Origin of the sequence: Ectobacillus funiculus (assembly GCF_004138295.1) — a bacterium.
GTDB classification, from domain to species: Bacteria; Bacillota; Bacilli; order Bacillales; family Bacillaceae_G; genus Ectobacillus; species Ectobacillus funiculus.
The window spans coordinates 1-16,771 of record NZ_SCFM01000008.1; the positions used below are offsets into that span (position 1 = coordinate 1).

The 16,771-nt window shown below is 41.5% G+C and carries 20 protein-coding genes and 1 riboswitch; of the genes, 11 read left to right on the top strand and 9 right to left on the bottom strand.

The window, feature by feature from the left end:
- The 3 genes from EP737_RS07785 to EP737_RS07795 all read right to left on the bottom strand — a co-directional run.
- On the bottom strand, positions 1-298 hold a 298-nt coding region (locus tag EP737_RS07785), incomplete at its 3' end, for an RRXRR domain-containing protein (RefSeq protein WP_246040199.1).
- 271 nt (positions 299-569) lie between these two features.
- Positions 570-932: an SH3 domain-containing protein gene (locus tag EP737_RS07790; protein ID WP_129727406.1), complete on the bottom strand. Its 363-nt coding sequence runs from the start codon at positions 930-932 to the stop codon at positions 570-572.
- A gap of 24 nt (positions 933-956) precedes the next feature.
- A complete protein-coding gene (locus EP737_RS07795; protein ID WP_129727407.1) occupies positions 957-1,223 on the bottom strand; it encodes a hypothetical protein in 267 nt (88 codons plus the stop codon).
- 810 nt (positions 1,224-2,033) lie between these two features.
- A riboswitch (SAM riboswitch) is annotated at positions 2,034-2,139 on the top strand.
- A gap of 113 nt (positions 2,140-2,252) precedes the next feature.
- Between EP737_RS07795 and EP737_RS07800 the strand changes: the two genes are divergently transcribed.
- The 9 genes from EP737_RS07800 (at position 2,253) to EP737_RS07840 (ending at position 11,388) form a co-directional block, all read left to right on the top strand.
- Positions 2,253-2,453: a PLP-dependent transferase gene (locus EP737_RS07800; RefSeq protein WP_129727408.1), complete on the top strand. Its 201-nt coding sequence runs from the start codon at positions 2,253-2,255 to the stop codon at positions 2,451-2,453.
- Entirely contained in the window at positions 2,434-3,339 is a 906-nt protein-coding gene (metA, locus tag EP737_RS07805; RefSeq protein ID WP_129727409.1) for a homoserine O-acetyltransferase MetA, read from the top strand. Before EP737_RS07800 ends, metA begins: the two co-directional genes overlap by 20 nt.
- A 129-nt stretch (positions 3,340-3,468) precedes the next feature.
- Entirely contained in the window at positions 3,469-4,764 is a 1,296-nt protein-coding gene (locus tag EP737_RS07810) for a homoserine dehydrogenase (protein WP_129727410.1), read from the top strand.
- Between the two features lie 176 nt (positions 4,765-4,940).
- Complete coding sequence (gene thrB / locus EP737_RS07815; RefSeq protein WP_129727411.1) at positions 4,941-5,867, top strand: homoserine kinase; 927 nt, start codon at positions 4,941-4,943, stop codon at positions 5,865-5,867.
- A 322-nt stretch (positions 5,868-6,189) separates the two neighbouring features.
- Entirely contained in the window at positions 6,190-7,002 is an 813-nt protein-coding gene (locus tag EP737_RS07820) for an SGNH/GDSL hydrolase family protein (protein WP_129727412.1), read from the top strand.
- Positions 7,002-7,919 (top strand): ABC transporter ATP-binding protein, encoded by a 918-nt coding sequence (locus tag EP737_RS07825; protein WP_129727413.1) that lies wholly within the window; start codon positions 7,002-7,004, stop codon positions 7,917-7,919. The genes EP737_RS07820 and EP737_RS07825 overlap by 1 nt, the downstream gene beginning before the upstream one ends.
- On the top strand, positions 7,912-8,904 hold the full coding sequence (locus EP737_RS07830; RefSeq protein WP_129727414.1) for an ABC transporter permease: 993 nt from the start codon (positions 7,912-7,914) through the stop codon (positions 8,902-8,904). The genes EP737_RS07825 and EP737_RS07830 overlap by 8 nt, the downstream gene beginning before the upstream one ends.
- A 582-nt stretch (positions 8,905-9,486) precedes the next feature.
- The gene (locus EP737_RS07835) at positions 9,487-10,167 is read left to right on the top strand and encodes a uracil-DNA glycosylase (protein ID WP_246040200.1); all 681 of its coding nucleotides are present in this window, start codon (positions 9,487-9,489) and stop codon (positions 10,165-10,167) included.
- Between the two features lie 291 nt (positions 10,168-10,458).
- On the top strand, positions 10,459-11,388 hold the full coding sequence (locus EP737_RS07840) for a DMT family transporter (RefSeq protein WP_342772891.1): 930 nt from the start codon (positions 10,459-10,461) through the stop codon (positions 11,386-11,388).
- A 365-nt stretch (positions 11,389-11,753) separates the two neighbouring features.
- Here the strand turns inward: EP737_RS07840 and EP737_RS07845 are convergent, their stop codons facing one another.
- The 4 genes from EP737_RS07845 to EP737_RS07860 all read right to left on the bottom strand — a co-directional run bounded on the left by EP737_RS07845 (position 11,754) and on the right by EP737_RS07860 (position 14,465).
- Positions 11,754-12,575: a Cof-type HAD-IIB family hydrolase gene (locus EP737_RS07845; protein ID WP_129727417.1), complete on the bottom strand. Its 822-nt coding sequence runs from the start codon at positions 12,573-12,575 to the stop codon at positions 11,754-11,756.
- Positions 12,576-12,708: 133 nt separating this feature from the next.
- Positions 12,709-13,131 carry a DoxX family protein gene (locus EP737_RS07850; protein WP_129727418.1) on the bottom strand — a complete coding sequence of 141 codons (423 nt, stop codon included), beginning with the start codon at positions 13,129-13,131 and terminating at the stop codon, positions 12,709-12,711.
- A gap of 60 nt (positions 13,132-13,191) precedes the next feature.
- A complete protein-coding gene (locus EP737_RS07855) occupies positions 13,192-13,905 on the bottom strand; it encodes a M56 family metallopeptidase (RefSeq protein WP_205650898.1) in 714 nt (237 codons plus the stop codon).
- Positions 13,906-14,048: 143 nt separating this feature from the next.
- On the bottom strand, positions 14,049-14,465 hold the full coding sequence (locus EP737_RS07860) for a BlaI/MecI/CopY family transcriptional regulator (protein WP_129727420.1): 417 nt from the start codon (positions 14,463-14,465) through the stop codon (positions 14,049-14,051).
- Positions 14,466-14,712: 247 nt separating this feature from the next.
- Here EP737_RS07860 and EP737_RS07865 point away from each other — a divergent pair, with 247 nt between their 5' ends.
- Entirely contained in the window at positions 14,713-14,982 is a 270-nt protein-coding gene (locus tag EP737_RS07865; RefSeq protein WP_129727421.1) for a YwdI family protein, read from the top strand.
- A gap of 199 nt (positions 14,983-15,181) precedes the next feature.
- Entirely contained in the window at positions 15,182-15,553 is a 372-nt protein-coding gene (locus tag EP737_RS07870) for a DUF423 domain-containing protein (RefSeq protein WP_129727422.1), read from the top strand.
- Between the two features lie 126 nt (positions 15,554-15,679).
- On the opposite strand, the gene gerQ is transcribed toward EP737_RS07870, so the two are convergent.
- Positions 15,680-16,132, bottom strand: coding sequence for a spore coat protein GerQ (gerQ, locus tag EP737_RS07875; RefSeq protein WP_129727423.1), 453 nt, complete (start codon positions 16,130-16,132; stop codon positions 15,680-15,682).
- Positions 16,133-16,154: 22 nt separating this feature from the next.
- Entirely contained in the window at positions 16,155-16,583 is a 429-nt protein-coding gene (locus EP737_RS07880) for a cell wall hydrolase (RefSeq protein WP_129727424.1), read from the bottom strand.
- Between the last annotated feature and the right edge of the window lie 188 nt (positions 16,584-16,771).

Below are 16,771 nucleotides of genomic sequence, written 5' to 3' on the forward strand. Positions count from 1 at the left end.
TGAATTTTGACCTTCTGTATCGTGTTTTACGATTTCTTCTGCTTCTTCTATAGATTTTCTTTGTTTCCAAATTGCTTTTTACATCTTGACGTAGCTCTATTTCTGCTTTTCCAAGAACCTTTTCATCAGATGTAACGGCAGCTCCCATGTGCTTTGCCCCTAAATCAATTCCTAATTTTGTTTCTTGTGTTGTTTCTCCAGTTGTATACGATAACTGAATTGTAAAAGGGTTGTATCTTACAATGGTTGCTTTTTGTTCTTTGAGTAGAATTCTAGCCTTACGAGTTGAACAAGGCATAAGTGGCTCTCCTCGTAAATTTCTGACGAATACTCGCAAGTTTCGTCCCTCCTTAGAGTTTGTTTCCCTTCGTCAATGTTGGATCAGCTTCTTACTTCAGGTTGACCGTTCCTCCTCTCAGAACTGTTACAGAGCCTGAACGACAGATTGTGCTTGGGAATCACACAAAGCCGTATTGACTGATCCAACGTAGTCACTCGCTATGGCTCACCATATACCGGAGACCAAGACTAGACAACTAGGCTTTTACAAGCCCCCACTTCAAAACGTGTTAACGTTTAAGTGGTGGGTAGTTGACTGCAGCTGTCGTTTTTCCGCTCTTTCCGTTAGGTGCGGTCTTTGTGTTTGATACGGTTATATATTGAGAGGAAACCCAGCCAGAAATACTGTTAGCCGCAACGCGGTACCATCCATTCCTTGTCTCATAAATAGTAACAGTTGTGTTTTGTGGCAATGTTGTAATACGTGCTGCTGTAATGCTTGGAGCAGTACGAACGTTTAATGATACCGTTGTATGACCTGTACTTGAGCCATTAGATATAGGTGTTGAGACAACCGGAGCAGATGAACTAAGCGTAACACCATATGAGGAAGCAATTGCCTTGTAGGAAGTTTGGGCACGTTTAAGTGCCATGAACTGACTGATTTTGTGTTCTTTTCATTCCGTTTGGATTGTGTATTTTTTTTCTTTTCTGCCTTTTCTAGCGGTTGCTTCATGTAAAGAGCGTATTTTCTTCCTAAATTGTTTGATATACAGAACGTGAGCCGTATTTTCTTGGATGTTGGTTATCCCTGTAGTTGCAATGGCATCATTGTAATGTGTTTTTTCGAGCTGCAGTTTTTTTCTTCTTGGTGTAGTCATGCTCCTATATGTCATGTGAGCATCAGGGTACGTATCAAATACCCTTCTACGAAAGATGTTCATAAAGGGTCCTTCTTTGTAGCGTTTGGTTTTCTTCTTCTCAACCATCCACTTCCAAAGAATGTTACCTTTCTGGTGGTTTTCATGGGTAAGGCATGAGGTGTATGATTTATGAGAATGACAATAACTAATAGAAGTTTTTGTTTTTACTAAAGAAGGCAGATGTAATGTACGAATAGATTGCTGAGGCATAGGATTTGTAGAGTAATCTCGGAAATATGATTTTTTATACTTATGGGAAAATTATATTCAATATCCAGTTAAAGACCTCCTTCTTTTTTTATGTATTATTTTGGTAATTTATAGAGATTTTGATCGTTGATTGAAAACCTTATCTATTATAAAATTGCTTTAAATAGATGAAAGACAAAGGTGAAATTATAAAACAAGTATGTGTAGGAACAGAACGAACTTTTTACTGTACTTCCTTTAATATATAAGGTTATTTTTATATTTTGTTTTATGGTCTGAAGTCCAATAGAGAATGAGGATGAACGGGGTCACGATAGTCAAGATGACGATGTGATTAGGGTGAAGATGAACAAGCCTGAGAGCCCTGAGCAAACGATGCTTTCGTTTGCTTTCTTTATTAATATTAAGTAGAGTGTGTCTAATCTGTTAGGCTACAATATTTTTGTTGCGTTTAAGGCTGGCTGATATAAGGAAGGGTAAGATGTAACCAGTGATATCTTCTAGGCAGGAAAGCTGGTTATATTGATGATGTACAGCCTTCAACCAAATTATATGAATCTTCACAAAATATATTGACAGCACCAATTAATTTCGATACAATCAGCACTAATGAATGCATACGACTTATCAAGAACAGGCAGAGGGAACAGGCCCTATGAAGCCTTGGCAACAGCCGTCGAACGGAATTGTGCCAAATCCTGCAGGTATATTTCCTGAGAGATAAGAGAGGTATGAGCCGGATGAATTTGGACATAACTGCTTCTTTTACCTGCGGGGAAAAGGAGCAGTTTTTTTTTATACTTTTAAGAAAGTGTATATCGAGGAAAGAAGGGTGCGGGAATGAGAGAAGCATGGAAGCAAGAAACGATTCACCCGGCGAGCATAGCGCACTGCCAAACGGTTGAGGAGCAGCAGCTTCTTGCTGGAGTCAAACCGGACTTCATTCATTTGTCCATCGGTATTCAAGAGGTGGAAGAGTTAATTGCAGATTTATATCAAGCATTATCCGGAGGAAAAGAATATGCCTATCATCGTGAATAAAGACTTACCAGCTGGTAAAGTCCTGCAGAAGGAAAATATTTTTGTTATGACGAAGGAACGTGCGGAGCATCAGGATATCCGTGCGCTCAAGATTGCTATTTTGAATCTAATGCCGACAAAGCAGGAAACTGAAGCGCAGCTGTTACGCCTTCTTGGCAATACACCGCTGCAGGTTGACGTTCATCTGCTTCATATGGAATCACATACGTCAAAAAATGTGTCACAGGAGCATCTGACGAGCTTTTATAGAACGTTCAGCGAGGTAGAAGGAGAGAAATTTGACGGCTTCGTCATCACCGGAGCTCCGGTAGAGACGATGGAGTTTGAAGACGTGAATTATTGGGAAGAGCTAAAACGTATTATGGATTATACACAAACTCACGTAACATCCACTCTTCACATTTGTTGGGGTGCACAAGCTGGGATTTACTATCATTATGGCATTCCAAAATACCCGCTTGAAGAGAAAACCTTTGGTATTTTTGAGCATGAGGTACAGGTGCAGAATGTGCAGCTAATGCGCGGATTTGATGAATACTTTTGGGCTCCTCATTCGCGGCATACAGAAGTACGGAAAGAGGATATTATAAAAGTACCAGAGCTGAAGATTTTGGCAGAATCTGACGAAGCAGGTGTGCATATTGCCGCTGATGCTAAAGGGAAGAATATTTTTGTGTTCGGTCATAGTGAATATGGACGTGATACGTTAAAGAATGAATATGATCGTGATATAAGCAGAGGCTTAGAAATTGAGATTCCAAAAAATTATTATCGGGATAATGATCCAACTCAGAGCCCGATAGTGAAGTGGAGAAGTCATGGGAATTTGTTATTTTCCAATTGGCTCAATTATTATGTATACCAGGAAACACCATTCATTTTATGAAAGTGGTAACGTTTTCTTAGGGATAAAATTATAAAACGTATTCAGAATGTTGACAATATATTGTTTTTTACGACATGAAATTATATAATTGCACATAAATATCATTTTGTAAAAAAGGGGTGGACTATAGTGGAAGAAATTCGGGTTGGTTTACTAGGACTCGGCACAGTTGGCAGTGGGGTGGTCAAGATCATTAATGCTCATCAAGATCGCCTCATTCATCAAATCGGTTGTCCTGTCAAAGTTACGAAAATTTTAGTGAAGAACTTAGAAAAAGAAAGAGATGTCCAAATTACCCCTGATATGCTCACTAAGGATGCAACGGAAATCATCGACAATGAGAATATTGATATAGTTATTGAGGTAATGGGCGGACTTGAAGAAGCAAGAGCGCATATTTTACGCGCATTGCAAAATGGCAAGCATGTTGTGACAGCCAACAAAGACTTAATGGCTGTATATGGCACTGAGCTGCTTTCTGTAGCAAAGGAAAATCAATGTGATTTATTTTATGAGGCAAGTGTAGCTGGCGGTATCCCGATTCTTCGCACCATTGTGGACGGACTTTCCTCTGATCGAATTACGAAAATGATGGGAATTGTGAACGGAACAACAAACTTCATTTTGACAAAGATGTCAAATGAAGGAAGAGCATATGAGGATGTGTTAAAGGAAGCGCAGGAGCTTGGATTTGCAGAAGCGGATCCAACTTCAGATGTAGAAGGCTTGGATGCAGCGCGTAAGATGACAATTCTTGCAACGCTTGGCTTTTCCACAAATGTGGAGCTAAAGGATGTTAGCGTAAAAGGAATTTCATCGATCACAGAGGAAGACTTAGCGTACAGCCAAGGGCTTGGCTATACAATGAAGCTAATTGGACTTGCGAAGCGCGATGGCGAAAAGCTTGAGGTGAGTGTAGAGCCAACGCTTCTTCCAAACACGCACCCGCTTGCGGCTGTACAAAATGAATTCAATGCTGTGTATGTGTACGGAGCAGCAGTTGGAGAGACAATGTTCTATGGTCCTGGGGCAGGCAGTCTTCCAACAGCAACATCAATCGTTTCTGACTTAGTAGCGGTGATGAGAAATATGAGATTGGGTGTGAACGGCAATAGCACCGTAACGCCGCAATATCCAAAAGTACTCAAGAATGAGGACGAAATTACAGCAAAATATTTCCTTCGCATCCATGTGAAAGACGAAGTAGGTGTATTTGCGCAGGTTACATCATTATTCTCTGAATATGGGGCGAGCTTTGAAAAGATTATTCAAACACCCCTTGAGGAAAAAGGAACTGCGGAAATCGTTCTTGTTACGCACCATACTTCTCTTACAAGCTACAAGTCCATCTTACAGCGTTTAGAAGGCTTAAACGTTGTGCAAGGTGTGAAAGCAAGCTACCGCATTGAGGGAGAAGGAAAGTAATAGAAAAAGTAATGCTAACGCAATAATAAGGTATAAAGATGCGAACTCAGAAAAGGTCAGCTATGTTATAGCTATTCCCACAAGAGCTACCGCATAAAGACAAAGAAATTTGAACCAAGGGTATTGCCGAACGATGAAGGAATCTTGTTCGAGCATGCCGAAGGAGTTGTTTTCTAATGACAGCAAACGGTCCCATGTTTACCGTTCAAGTACCGGCAAGTACAGCCAATCTTGGTCCAGGCTTTGATTCGATCGGCCTTGCGGTAAGTAAATATTTAATAGTTGATGTGTATGAAGACACTGGCTGGCGTTGTGTGGCAAAGTCACCAGCATTAGAGGGAACACCTACTGATGAAAGTAATCTGTTGTTTCAGACTGCTTTAGAGGTTGCATACGAATATAAAAAAACATTGCCATATTGCCGCTTAGAGGTAGAAAGTGATATTCCGCTGACACGCGGTCTTGGCAGCAGTGCTTCTGCAATTATTGCAGGAATTGAGATTGCGAATATACTTTGCGACTTGCAATTGTCCATGCAGGAGAAGCTAGACATTGCAAGCGTGATGGAAGGGCATATCGATAATGTTGGAGCTTCATTATATGGCGGGCTTGTCATCGGCACATATGATGGGCAATCTGCAGCTCTTGTACAGCAGTCCATTACAGATATGGAGCTTGTAGCGATTATTCCTTCTTATGAACTGAAAACATCTGATGCACGTAACGTACTTCCTGGTCAGCTTTCCTATGCGGAAGCGATTCAGGGCAGCGGGGTTAGTAATCTCCTTGTAGCTGCACTTCTGAAGGAAGACTGGAAGCTTGCGGGGGAGGCAATGAAGCGCGATTTATTTCATGAGCCGTACCGTACACCGCTTGTAGCTGAGCTGCAGGTGCTCAAAACGCTTCCGAGCCATTCGGATATATATGGATATGCACTAAGCGGTGCAGGTCCGACTGTACTTTGCTTCGTTCGCAAGGGTGCGGGAGAGCTTATTAGCAAGGAGCTGAAGGAACACTTCCCAAGCTGTGCTGTAGAAGGGCTTCAAATTGTAAACGAAGGCGTACAGGTTGTTTTTAATACAGTAACACACCTTAAAGGCTAATGCTTTTAAGGTGTTTTTTTTTGCACTGTAAGAAAGTATAAATTTCTAGCCAGAAGCCAATTCGATGTAGCGAGAAATTTTAGGAATACAGTATATAAGTAGGGCTACGCCCCTGTCTTCGCCCAAGAGCGGGGCTCGCCAATCGGCGAGTTTTCTTTATCTAAAAATAAACGGATGCACTGAGATGGGAAGAAGCTTATTAAGAAGGCTCTTGCATTCTCATTAGCATATTACCGCATCGTTTTGTTTCTTTTTTGCTGTTTGCTATAATATCGGTAATTGGTAATGTTTTCATTATATAGAAAAATGGAGTCGATGAGGCATGAGACCTATCATGATTAAGGTGCTGCTTGCGGTTATGGCTGTATCTCTCGGTTTGTTTCTGTACGGATTCATAGTTGGTGCAAATGACGTACTGAACCCGAAGGCTTCTAGTATGCCAAAGGCTGGTGAAGAAGCAACGAAGGTAAAGAAAAATGATAAAAATCTGCAGCTAGTTAGTTTGGGGGATTCTCTAACACGTGGTGTTGGCGATAAAGAAGCAATCGGTTATATCGGCCGTGTGCGTAATCATTTAGAGAGCGAGTATCAACAAAAGACCTCACTTGCAAATCTTGCAGTAAGTGGTGCTAAAATGCCGGATTTGCTAAAGCAATTAGCTGATAAAGGTGTACAGTATTCTATAAAGCAAGCGGATGTAATTGTTTTTACAATAGGCGGAAATGATTTATTCCCGGGCTGGGAAGCGCTTGGAAATCTTGATTTAACGAAATATAGACCGGACGAAGCAACCTTCCAAGCAAACGCGAAGAATATTATCGAGCTGATTCGTAAAGTAAATCCAGATTGCCCAATTTTTTGGATTGGTTTATATAACCCATTTGAAGATGTACCGGAATTGAGCGGCTCCTCAGCTGTTGTTGTGAACTGGAATGCTTCTTTGGAGCGAACAGCGCTTGAATTTTCAAATGTACATATTATTCCAGTATTTGACCTGTTTCACAGCCGAGGGAAGGAATTATTGTATTCTGACCATTTTCACCCGAATGAAAAGGGCTATGCTTTAGTAGCTAATCGCTTGCTGCAAGATCTTGTGAGCCAGTTAGGTATTGATAAAAAGGAAGTGACAGATTAATGACAACGGTGCTTTCTGTAAAAGGCCTTAAAAAGGTAATTGGGAAGAAGACATTGGTAGAGAATATTTCTTTTGAGGTACAGCAAGGAGAGGTATTCGGGTTTTTAGGGCCGAATGGGGCTGGGAAAACAACGACAATTCGTATGCTTGTCGGGCTCATTAAGCCAACGGAGGGCAAGATTGCAATTGCGGGATATGATATACGCAAGGAGTTCCGAAATGCGATGCGGCAGGTTGGAAGTATTGTCGAAAATCCGGAGCTGTATACATATTTAACAGGCTGGGAGAACTTAAAGCAGTTTGCCCGTATGCTTGGAGATGTAACAGATGAGAGGATTCATGAGATTGTTCGGATGGTGCATTTGGACAAGCGTATTCACGATAGAGTTAAAACATATTCACTTGGAATGAAGCAGCGTCTTGGCATCGCACAGGCATTGCTTGGCAAACCTAAGCTGCTAATTTTAGATGAGCCGACAAATGGCTTAGATCCGGCCGGCATTCGAGAATTGCGTGAATTTGTTCATCATCTCGTACAAGAAGAGCAGATGAGTGTGTTTATTTCTAGCCATTTGCTGAGCGAGGTGCAAATGATGTGCGATAGAGTTGCGATCATTAACCATGGAAAAATGATTACAGTAGCTACTATTGAAGATTTGGTGAAAAAAGCGGCTGATAGAGTAGAGTGGATTGTAACACCAGTTGAAAAAGCAGAAGGCATTTTAAGAGGTTTAGCAGAAGTAAGGGAGCTTACAGCGCAGCAGAATGTCATTACATGCCGTATGCCGATTGAACGAATTAGCATATACAATAAGCAACTCATTGAAAATGGTATAGATGTCCATAGTGTGCGTGAGGTTGCATTTACCTTGGAGGATCTGTTTATGGAGCTGACGGGAGCTGAAGGAATTGCGTGAGTTTTTGCAGCTAGTTTATAACGAGTCAGAGAAGATTTATCGAAAAAAGAGGGTCTTTGTGATCATCCTGATTTTACTTGTATTAATCCCTATTTTTGTATATGCGCAGTATAGGGAGGTGCAAACAACAATGAAGCGCCTCGGTACAAGTGATTGGCGAGTGTCACTGCAGCAGCAAATTGTTGATACGCAAAATCGTTTGAACAATTCACGCTTGCCAGAAGAGTGGAGAGAATGGCTCAAGGTGCGTATTGAACAGCAGCAATATTATTTGGATCATGATATTAATCCAAATGCGCCGGGAGCTCCAACCTTTACAAGAGCCTTTATCGAACAGGGCATTACCCTATTTGTGCCGTTGCTTGTCATGATTGTTGCAATTGATATTGTTTCAGGAGAGCGGAGTGACGGGACGATTAAAATGCTTTTGACCAGACCGGTTCGAAGGTGGAAGGTGCTTTTGAGCAAATATGTCACGATGCTGCTATTTGTTTCGCTGATTTTGCTGCTTGTCGGTATCATCGCTTATCTTCTATCGGGGATTGTATTTGGCTACTCGGGATGGATGCTTCCTGTCTTAACCGGGTTTGTAATCGAAAACGAAAGCTTGAATACAAACTTCGTTCACCTTGTTCCGCAGTGGATGTACGTTATGATGGCATATGGATTAGCTTGGTTTGTGGCGGTTGTGATTGGAACGATTTCCTTTATGATTTCGGTGCTTATCCGCAATACACCAGCTGGTATGGGAGTGATGCTTGCTGGCTTAATTGCTGGGAATATTTTAAGCAACTTTGCGACGTCCTGGGAGGGAGCGAAGTATATTTTTAGTGTTAACTTATCGCTTACCGATTACTTGTCTGGACAGCTTCCAGCATTAAAGGGATTATCTATGAGTTTTTCTTTGCTGAATTTAACGGCTTGGGCAGCCGTCTCACTGTTTGTGTCATTTTTTGTATTTACGAAGCAGGATATGACAAGTTAGGCAAGGAATTAAGGAACTTGTCCGTGTCTTACAGGTAAGCTTGTTCATATAATGTATTGTTCGGATCATACGAGAAGGCCTATTCATAACGAGGAGAAAGCGATGAAACCTCTTGTGTTTTTTCAGAGCTATCATCATGAATAGGACTTATGCTAGAGCGTCTTCTTTGCCGCCGTTCGGTATAATCAGAGGATGCATTTTCATCTAAGCGATGCGTAGCATCCGAATGCAGCGTCTGCCCTTATTTATGGAAGCCGAACCAATCTGGGCGAATTTAGATAAAAAGGTCGATCTCTTGGAGTCGGCCTTTTCTTTACGTTTTCAGAAAGCCTAAATTTCTATTCAAGAGACCATGCGACGTAGCGGGAAATTTTAGGAATAGAGTATAAGGGCAACTACACATCTCTGTTTTTGTCCAAAGGCAGGGCTCGCCAATCGGCGAGTTTTCTTTTACATATAAGATACTGCATATGTAGAAGCACTAGTTTCTATCATCAATTCTTTTGATTAACAACTAAAACGTGTACTATGAAAAGTATGGGCAAAATAACTAAAAAGAGACTAAGAAAGGAAGTGGTTAAGGTGGCGACAATCCTAAAAAATGACTGGGAACCACTTTTACAAGAAGAGTTTGAAAAGCCATATTATAAAAGCCTTCGTGAGTTTTTAAAGGAGGAGTACCGTACACGTATTGTCTATCCAAAGCCCGATGAGATTTTTAATGCATTACATTACACAGATTATGATGACGTAAAGGTTGTTATCCTTGGCCAGGATCCGTATCATGGTCCAAATCAAGCACAAGGCTTAAGCTTCTCTGTGAATCCAGGTGTTCGTATTCCACCGTCACTAAAGAATATGTTCAAGGAGCTACATGATGATCTTGGCTGCCATATTCCAAATCACGGCTCCCTAGTGAAATGGGCAGAGCAGGGCGTTCTTTTGTTAAATACAGTATTAACAGTGCGGCAAGGCGAACCGAACTCTCATAAGGGAAAGGGCTGGGAAACGTTTACAGACCGTGTCATCCAGCTGTTAAATGAGAGGGAAAAGCCAATTGTGTTTGTATTATGGGGTAAGCATGCACAGGCAAAAGCTCCTCTCATTACAAATAGCCAGCATTATATCATTGAGGCTCCGCATCCAAGTCCATTTTCAGCAAATCGAGGCTTTTTTGGAAGCAAGCCATATTCAAAGGTAAATGCATTTTTGCAAAGTGTCCATGAGACAGAGATTGATTGGGAAATACCGGATATTTCATAATATTTAGAGGGACGAGATCTACTCATGTTTATAAAGCGCAAGGAAATCCTTTCATGATGAAGGGATCTTTGGGCTTTTTTTTCTCTGTTTTACGCTGTAGAAATATATAAATTTCCAGTTGAAACTTCGCCCAGGAGCAGGGCTCGTCAATCGGTGAGTTTTCTTTATACGGGGAAATCCAGGGATACATAGTAATTCACAAAGCAGGAAAGTTATTATAAAATAGAGGAATGGAAAAGGGAAGCGGGAAGCCGTTCTTCCCTTTTTTCCATCTTAGTAGTGAAGAGGAGAATGACGGTGTCAAAATCAAAAATATATAGTCTGCTATTATTTGTCATGTTGCTTTGGGGAATGAACGTAATTGCTACAAAAATATTGGTTACGAGTTTTATGCCGGTTACGATGACAGCTTTTCGGATTTTTACAGCCGGATGTATAGTATTTCTCATTCTTGGCTTTTTAAAAGCGGTACGTCTGCCAAAGGGAAAAGAATGGTTTTATATTTTCATAGGAAGCTTATTTAATGTTGTAGGACATCATTATTTTTTATCTGTCGGTTTGACGAAAACATCTGCAACGAATACTGGTTTGATTTTGGGAATGGCGCCGCTCTTGACGGCCATCCTTGCAATGTTGTTTTTAAAGGATAAAGCGACTGTTTTGAAGGTAGTAGGGGTGTTGCTTGGTTTCTTCGGAGTGTCATTTGTTATTTTAGGGAATGGTGAGAGCCTTCACCATATTTCTTCCGGCGATATAGATATCTTTTTATCCATCCTGTCACAATCAGTCAGCTTTATTACTATTAAAAAGGCTTCTAAGACAATCGATCCACGTCTTATGACGGGCTATATGCTAATCTTTGGTTCAGCGTTTTTATTTGTCATCAGCCTCATTATAGAACCAAGCGGGCTTTCTAGCATGACAAGAGGATCTATCGCTGCTTGGAGTCTCTTCTTGCTATCAGCTCTTCTTGCGACGGCTTTTGGCCACATGATCTACAATTATAGTGTCGGAAAAATTGGGGCAGCAGAAGCGTCAATTTTCATTAATTTCAACCCGTTTTTTGCGTTAATTGGCTCACTTCTCTTCCTCGGGGAAACCATTGTATGGAAGCAGCTGCTTGGGTTTATATTTATCATCCTAGGCGTTACCCTTGGTTCAGGTGCGTACGAGGAATTAATGAGACGTTTTGCACGCAAGAGACATGTATATATGAAATAATAATAAAGAAAACTCGCCGACTGGCGAGTCGTTAGGCGAAGACAGAGACGTAGTTGCCCTTATACTGTATTCCTAAAATTTCCGACCACGTCGAATGATCTTCCAGCTGGAAATTTATACTTTCTTACAGTGTAAAGAAAACTCGCCGACTGGCGAGCTGTTAGGCGAAGACAGAGGCGTAGTTGCCCTTATACTGTATTCCTAAAATTTCCGACTACGTCGAATGGTCCTCCAGCCAGAAATTTATGCTTTCTTAAAGTGCAAAAAAGCTCCCTCCTATATTTCTAGGAAGGGAGTTTTTTTGGATTTATCTACCTGCTTTTGTCTTCAGAATGTTTTCCTCAAGAGCAAGGGTAGTCTGAGTATTAAACACGTACAGTCAGGACAAATTCCTCAACAACTTTTGCTACGCCATCATTCATATTTGTATCTGTTACATGGTCCGCTATAGCCTTAATATCATCAGGTGCATTCCCCATAGCAACGCCAAGACCCGCAAATTCAATCATGGCTTGGTCATTGTAGCTGTCCCCCATTGCGATGACTTCCTCACGCTTAATACCGAGCTTTTGAATCAGATAGTTGAGGCTTGTACCCTTTGTTACTCCAGCCTCTGTAAATTCAAGGAAAAATGGCTTAGAACGCATAACGGATAATTTTCCAGCGAATTCAGCCTGCAGCTGCTTTTCTATTCCAATTAGACGCTCTGGAGCCTCCACCATTAATACTTTTACAACAGGCTCATCAATTGCAGCTGTGAAGCTATCAACCTCCACGATTGGCAGTCCGGTAATTTCTGCTTCTATCTCAGTATATTGATTATTTGCCTCAGTTACAATTGTGTCACCAACATATGTGTGAATCCAAACATCAATATCCTCACGGCGGCTCACTTCATATAAGTGATGGGTTGTTTCCGGTGATAGGGTACTGCTGAATAGCTCCTCATCTGTTTGGCAGTCTATAATCTTGGCGCCGTTAAAGGAAAGAATATAGCTTCCATACTTCTCTAGGTGAAGTTCCTTTGCAATATCAAGCATCGCGTATGTGGGACGTCCAGAAGCAAGTACAACCTTCACACCAAACTCCTGTGCATCCATAAGCGCTTTTTTTGTACGCTCAGAAATAGTATGGTCGTCGCGCAGCAGTGTATCATCTAAATCCAGTACAATCATTTTGTAAGACATCTTATTCAGCCCTTTCCATCGTTCGTGTTATCTACTATCCTAACAACAATAGTCGTAGGCTGCAAGGTTAGAAGTTTTCCATATAAAAAGGAGGGCTGCTAAGACCCTCCTGAACGATTTATTGATTTTCCTCTTATGCTCTAGCTGCTGCCCGCGCCTTTGTAAAAGGAAGCCTAGAATCTAATGATAGGAAGGAGCTTCCATTTAAAGCGAGATGAAGAGCCATCACCATTAAAGCAACTTCTAGCTCGTAGCCAGCTCCTTGTCCATTTCCTAAGAATCCAGCTGCTAATTTCACTTTCAGAGTGGCAACCACCATAATGGCAATAAGCAGAGCAGAAATGATTCTTGTTCCCAGACCTAAGATTAAGGCGATTCCGCCCACTAATTCAATTGTACCGATAGCATATGCCATGAAGCCAGGTATGCCCATGCTCTGGAACCATCCGGCAAGACCGCCTAAACCACTTTGAAACTTTGTTAGACCATGTACAAAGAAGGTGATTCCCAATACTACCCTTAAAATAAATGCTCCAATTTCTTGATAATTTTTCATTACTTATCTCTCCTTTCATTTTTGCACTACACTATGTAGTGTTGGAAGGTAAAAAAAAAATTAAGTAATGGTTACTAGAACCATACTCATAAAAAGAAATAACGCATGTATAGAAATTACAATAGATGTTGTTTTAAGCCTTACCGGTATCGTTTTTTGAGGATCCACCAGCTGCTGTAATCTGTAATTTACGGATTCATCCGAGAAGTGAATTAAGACAGGACCTATGCCTGGATGAAACCCATTTTTAATGAGCTTTAACAAGGCACTTCCTAGACCTAGCTCAGAACCTGTTCTTTGGATTGCATATCCGTCGGCTAGCACTTCACTCATAATTTTATAGTTTTGGTAAGCCCATTTGGTTACCGGAATAAACCAAAGGGATTGCGAGATTAATTGCAGGATGAAAACCTTTAGCGGATCACGGTTTCTTTGATGAAAGGTTTCATGCTCTATTACTGCCTCAAGCTCATGGTCCTCCAGCATCTCGATTAAACCGCTTGAGAGAACGATATACGGTTTCATGCATCCAATTGTAAACGCTAGTGACTGATTGTGATGAATGACCATAATATCTTGATTTTGCCGGTTGTATTCCTCATTCATGATATTGGTTAATTCTATGCTCTTTAGATGGACTAGCTTCTGTTTAAACTTTTTAGCTACAATATACTGCTCTGTAACCTTAATAAGTGTTACAAGCACGGTATAGGCAATAAATGCATTTAATAGAAGAAGCACAAGAAAGTAGTAAAATGAACTTTCCTTGAACAAGCTAATGCAAAACTTAAAAAAGTTTACACGAATATTTACTCCAAATAGGAGATGTGCTAAGTACATCCCTATCTGGCTCCATACAAAAACCGCAATAAGGAGACTTAATCCCAGAATAAAGGCCGACTTCTTTTTACACCACATCATAGCTTATCCTGTTTTAACTGCTGAATTTTATGTTCTAATTGATCCAGCAGGTTTTTGTCTACATCTTTCAATGCATCAAGCATATGGGTGATTACAACACCGCCAAACTCATCAAGCAAGTTCTCTGTTATCTTCTTAGATTGCTCTTCGATAAAGCGATCCTTTGATTGAACCGGCTGAAATAGTGAAAGTCTTCCCTGTAATCTCTTTTTTAGAATTCCCTTCTCTACCAGTCGATTCATAACAGTCATAACAGTGTTGAAATTGACGGGCTTGTCCTGCTCAAGGCGTTGTTGAACATCCTTAATGCTGAGCTCATCCGCATTCCAGAGAAGCTCCATAATTTTGGCTTCTAACGGTCCAAAAAAACGGGATAGCCCCACTTCATCGTACTTGAAATTTTTGATATTCATGTTTTCACCTTCCACTACGTATTGTAGTGCATTGATTGTCCAATTTCAAGTATAAGATTTGGAATATATAAGCAATTAAAGATGGTTTTGATGTCACTATTTTAGCTGTGCTCCGAAATAATATTGTTATTCATAACTCAACAAGGGAGGAAAAGCTTCTTGAACATGATATGATAATAGTGTTTGGACCGATAAAAAAGCTAAAACTAATGGAAAAGGCATATCAATAGAAATAATGAGGTGAACAATGATGCAAGTGTCTGTAGAGGCGGTATTAAACAAATTGACGAGTGAGGTTGCGGCTGCAAGGCAGCAGCATAACACAGCAAAGGTTCGGGAGCATTTAGCTGCTATCCGTGCCCTATGTGACCTAGTGCTGGAGGAGCAACAAGAGGCACAGATTGCGCCAGCAGCAATGTTGGAGCAAAGGCCTGTTCATACAGCCCCTTCTTTTTCTCCTGCACCAGTGCTTTTAAAGGAAGAAGGCGCAAACGGAGGTTCCTTATTGGATTTCTAGCACGGTAAGAATGTATAAGCTTCTAGCTGGAAGTTAATTCGACGTAGTGAGAAATTTTAGGAACAAAGTATAAGTGCAACGACGCCTCTGTCTTCGCCCAAGGGCAGGGCTCGCCAATCGGCGAGTTTTCTTTAGGAGACAAAACGGTTGGCTTTCGGTGTGAATTCTTCTAAGATTAGGTAAGAGGACGGTGAAGGATATGAAGGTGTTTTTTATTTTAGGTTGCATTAGTGCGTTTTTATCGGTTGCACTTGGCGCATTTGGCGCACATGGCTTAGAAGGTAGAGTTTCCGCCAAAATGCTAGAGGTATGGAAAACAGGTGTTACATATCAGATGTTCCATGCAGTTGGTTTGTTTGTGGTGGCATTTCTTTTAGCTAAGCTGCCAGATAGTTCACTTACTACGGCGGCAGGGTGGATTATGGTTGCAGGAACGGTTTTATTCTCAGGAAGCTTGTACGTATTAAGCGTATCTGGCATTAAGGTGCTTGGAGCTATTACACCGCTTGGAGGCGTAGCCTTCTTAACGGCATGGGTGCTGCTTGCGATCGCAGCAGTAAAGGGATTATAGAGAAAAGCAGCGCAGCCTGATTTACTTACAAAGAGGTATTCGCTGCTTAGCGTTTTACGTAAAAGAAGCTGGCAGCCCTTGGGCTGCCAGCTTTTGTGCGTAGTAGGAGGTATCCAACTGCGCTTTTTATCTCCGCGGTGGATACGTTGCAGCTTGCCCTTGCGGAAGATAATTGATTTCCCCTGGGAATTCTACATAGTCTAAATAAATCATGAGCAGGAGATAACGTTTTCCCGATTCAGGCTCACTTATAATAACGTGATCGCGCCCAGCCGCTTCAATAATGCCTGTATATGACTGCGTTCCGAGTGAGCTGTTTCGTTCATACGTCATAAATATAGTTGCTTGCTTACCTTTGTTCAAACGAAGAATATTTTCGATATAAGATTGCTCTAAAGGCAGCTGTCCTGAAGCCATTGCGAACTGTGCCTGCGCGGCTTGTGCAGCCTGCGCGCCCTGTACAGCCTGTGGGCTTTGTTGAGCAGGCTGCTGTGCATAATAACCATTCTGCCCAGAAGCAGGTGCTGGTGTTCCTGATGGTTGATAAAAGCCTGATCCATAATATGGATTTTGATTCATCCTAAACCCTCCCTATGATTAGCTAAATAGAGTAAACCTTCGGACAATCACTTCCGGATGGCTGGTAGAAGCAATGCTGTTTGAATCTTCCGGAATTCTGTTGATTAAACCATGTAGGGGGGCAATCCCCCCCTGGCCTAAAGAACCATAAGCCATATGTGGCAGGCCAGAAGCGTTCCGCGTTAATCACACGGCGCGCCAACGCAATATCACTGTCTCTTGCCCGTTGATAAAAGTATCCTTTTTGAGTTGCTTCAAAGCCGCCCGGAGTTTGAAATACCATTTGCTGAAGATCACGAATTTTTTTAAAGTCCAGGCAGTCGCTGAGCACCCGGTTTACGCCGACATTTCCAACCATCAACATGCCCTGCTTTCCTTCGCCTTCAGCTTCTGCTCTCATCAATCGCGCGAGAAGTTTTACATGCTCTTCGGTATATGGAATAACTCCCATACCTTTCACCTCACTTCAAAGGCAGTTCGGGCCAGTAAACTATACTTTGTTGCTTTAAGGGAATGCTGCTATCAAAAAGAACCGCTATTCCATATGTATGGAGAGGGAAAAGGAGATATGACAACTAAGAAAATCAAGCTTATAGGAGTTAGGCAACAAAAAATGCTCCCTGCGAAAACAGGAAGCAT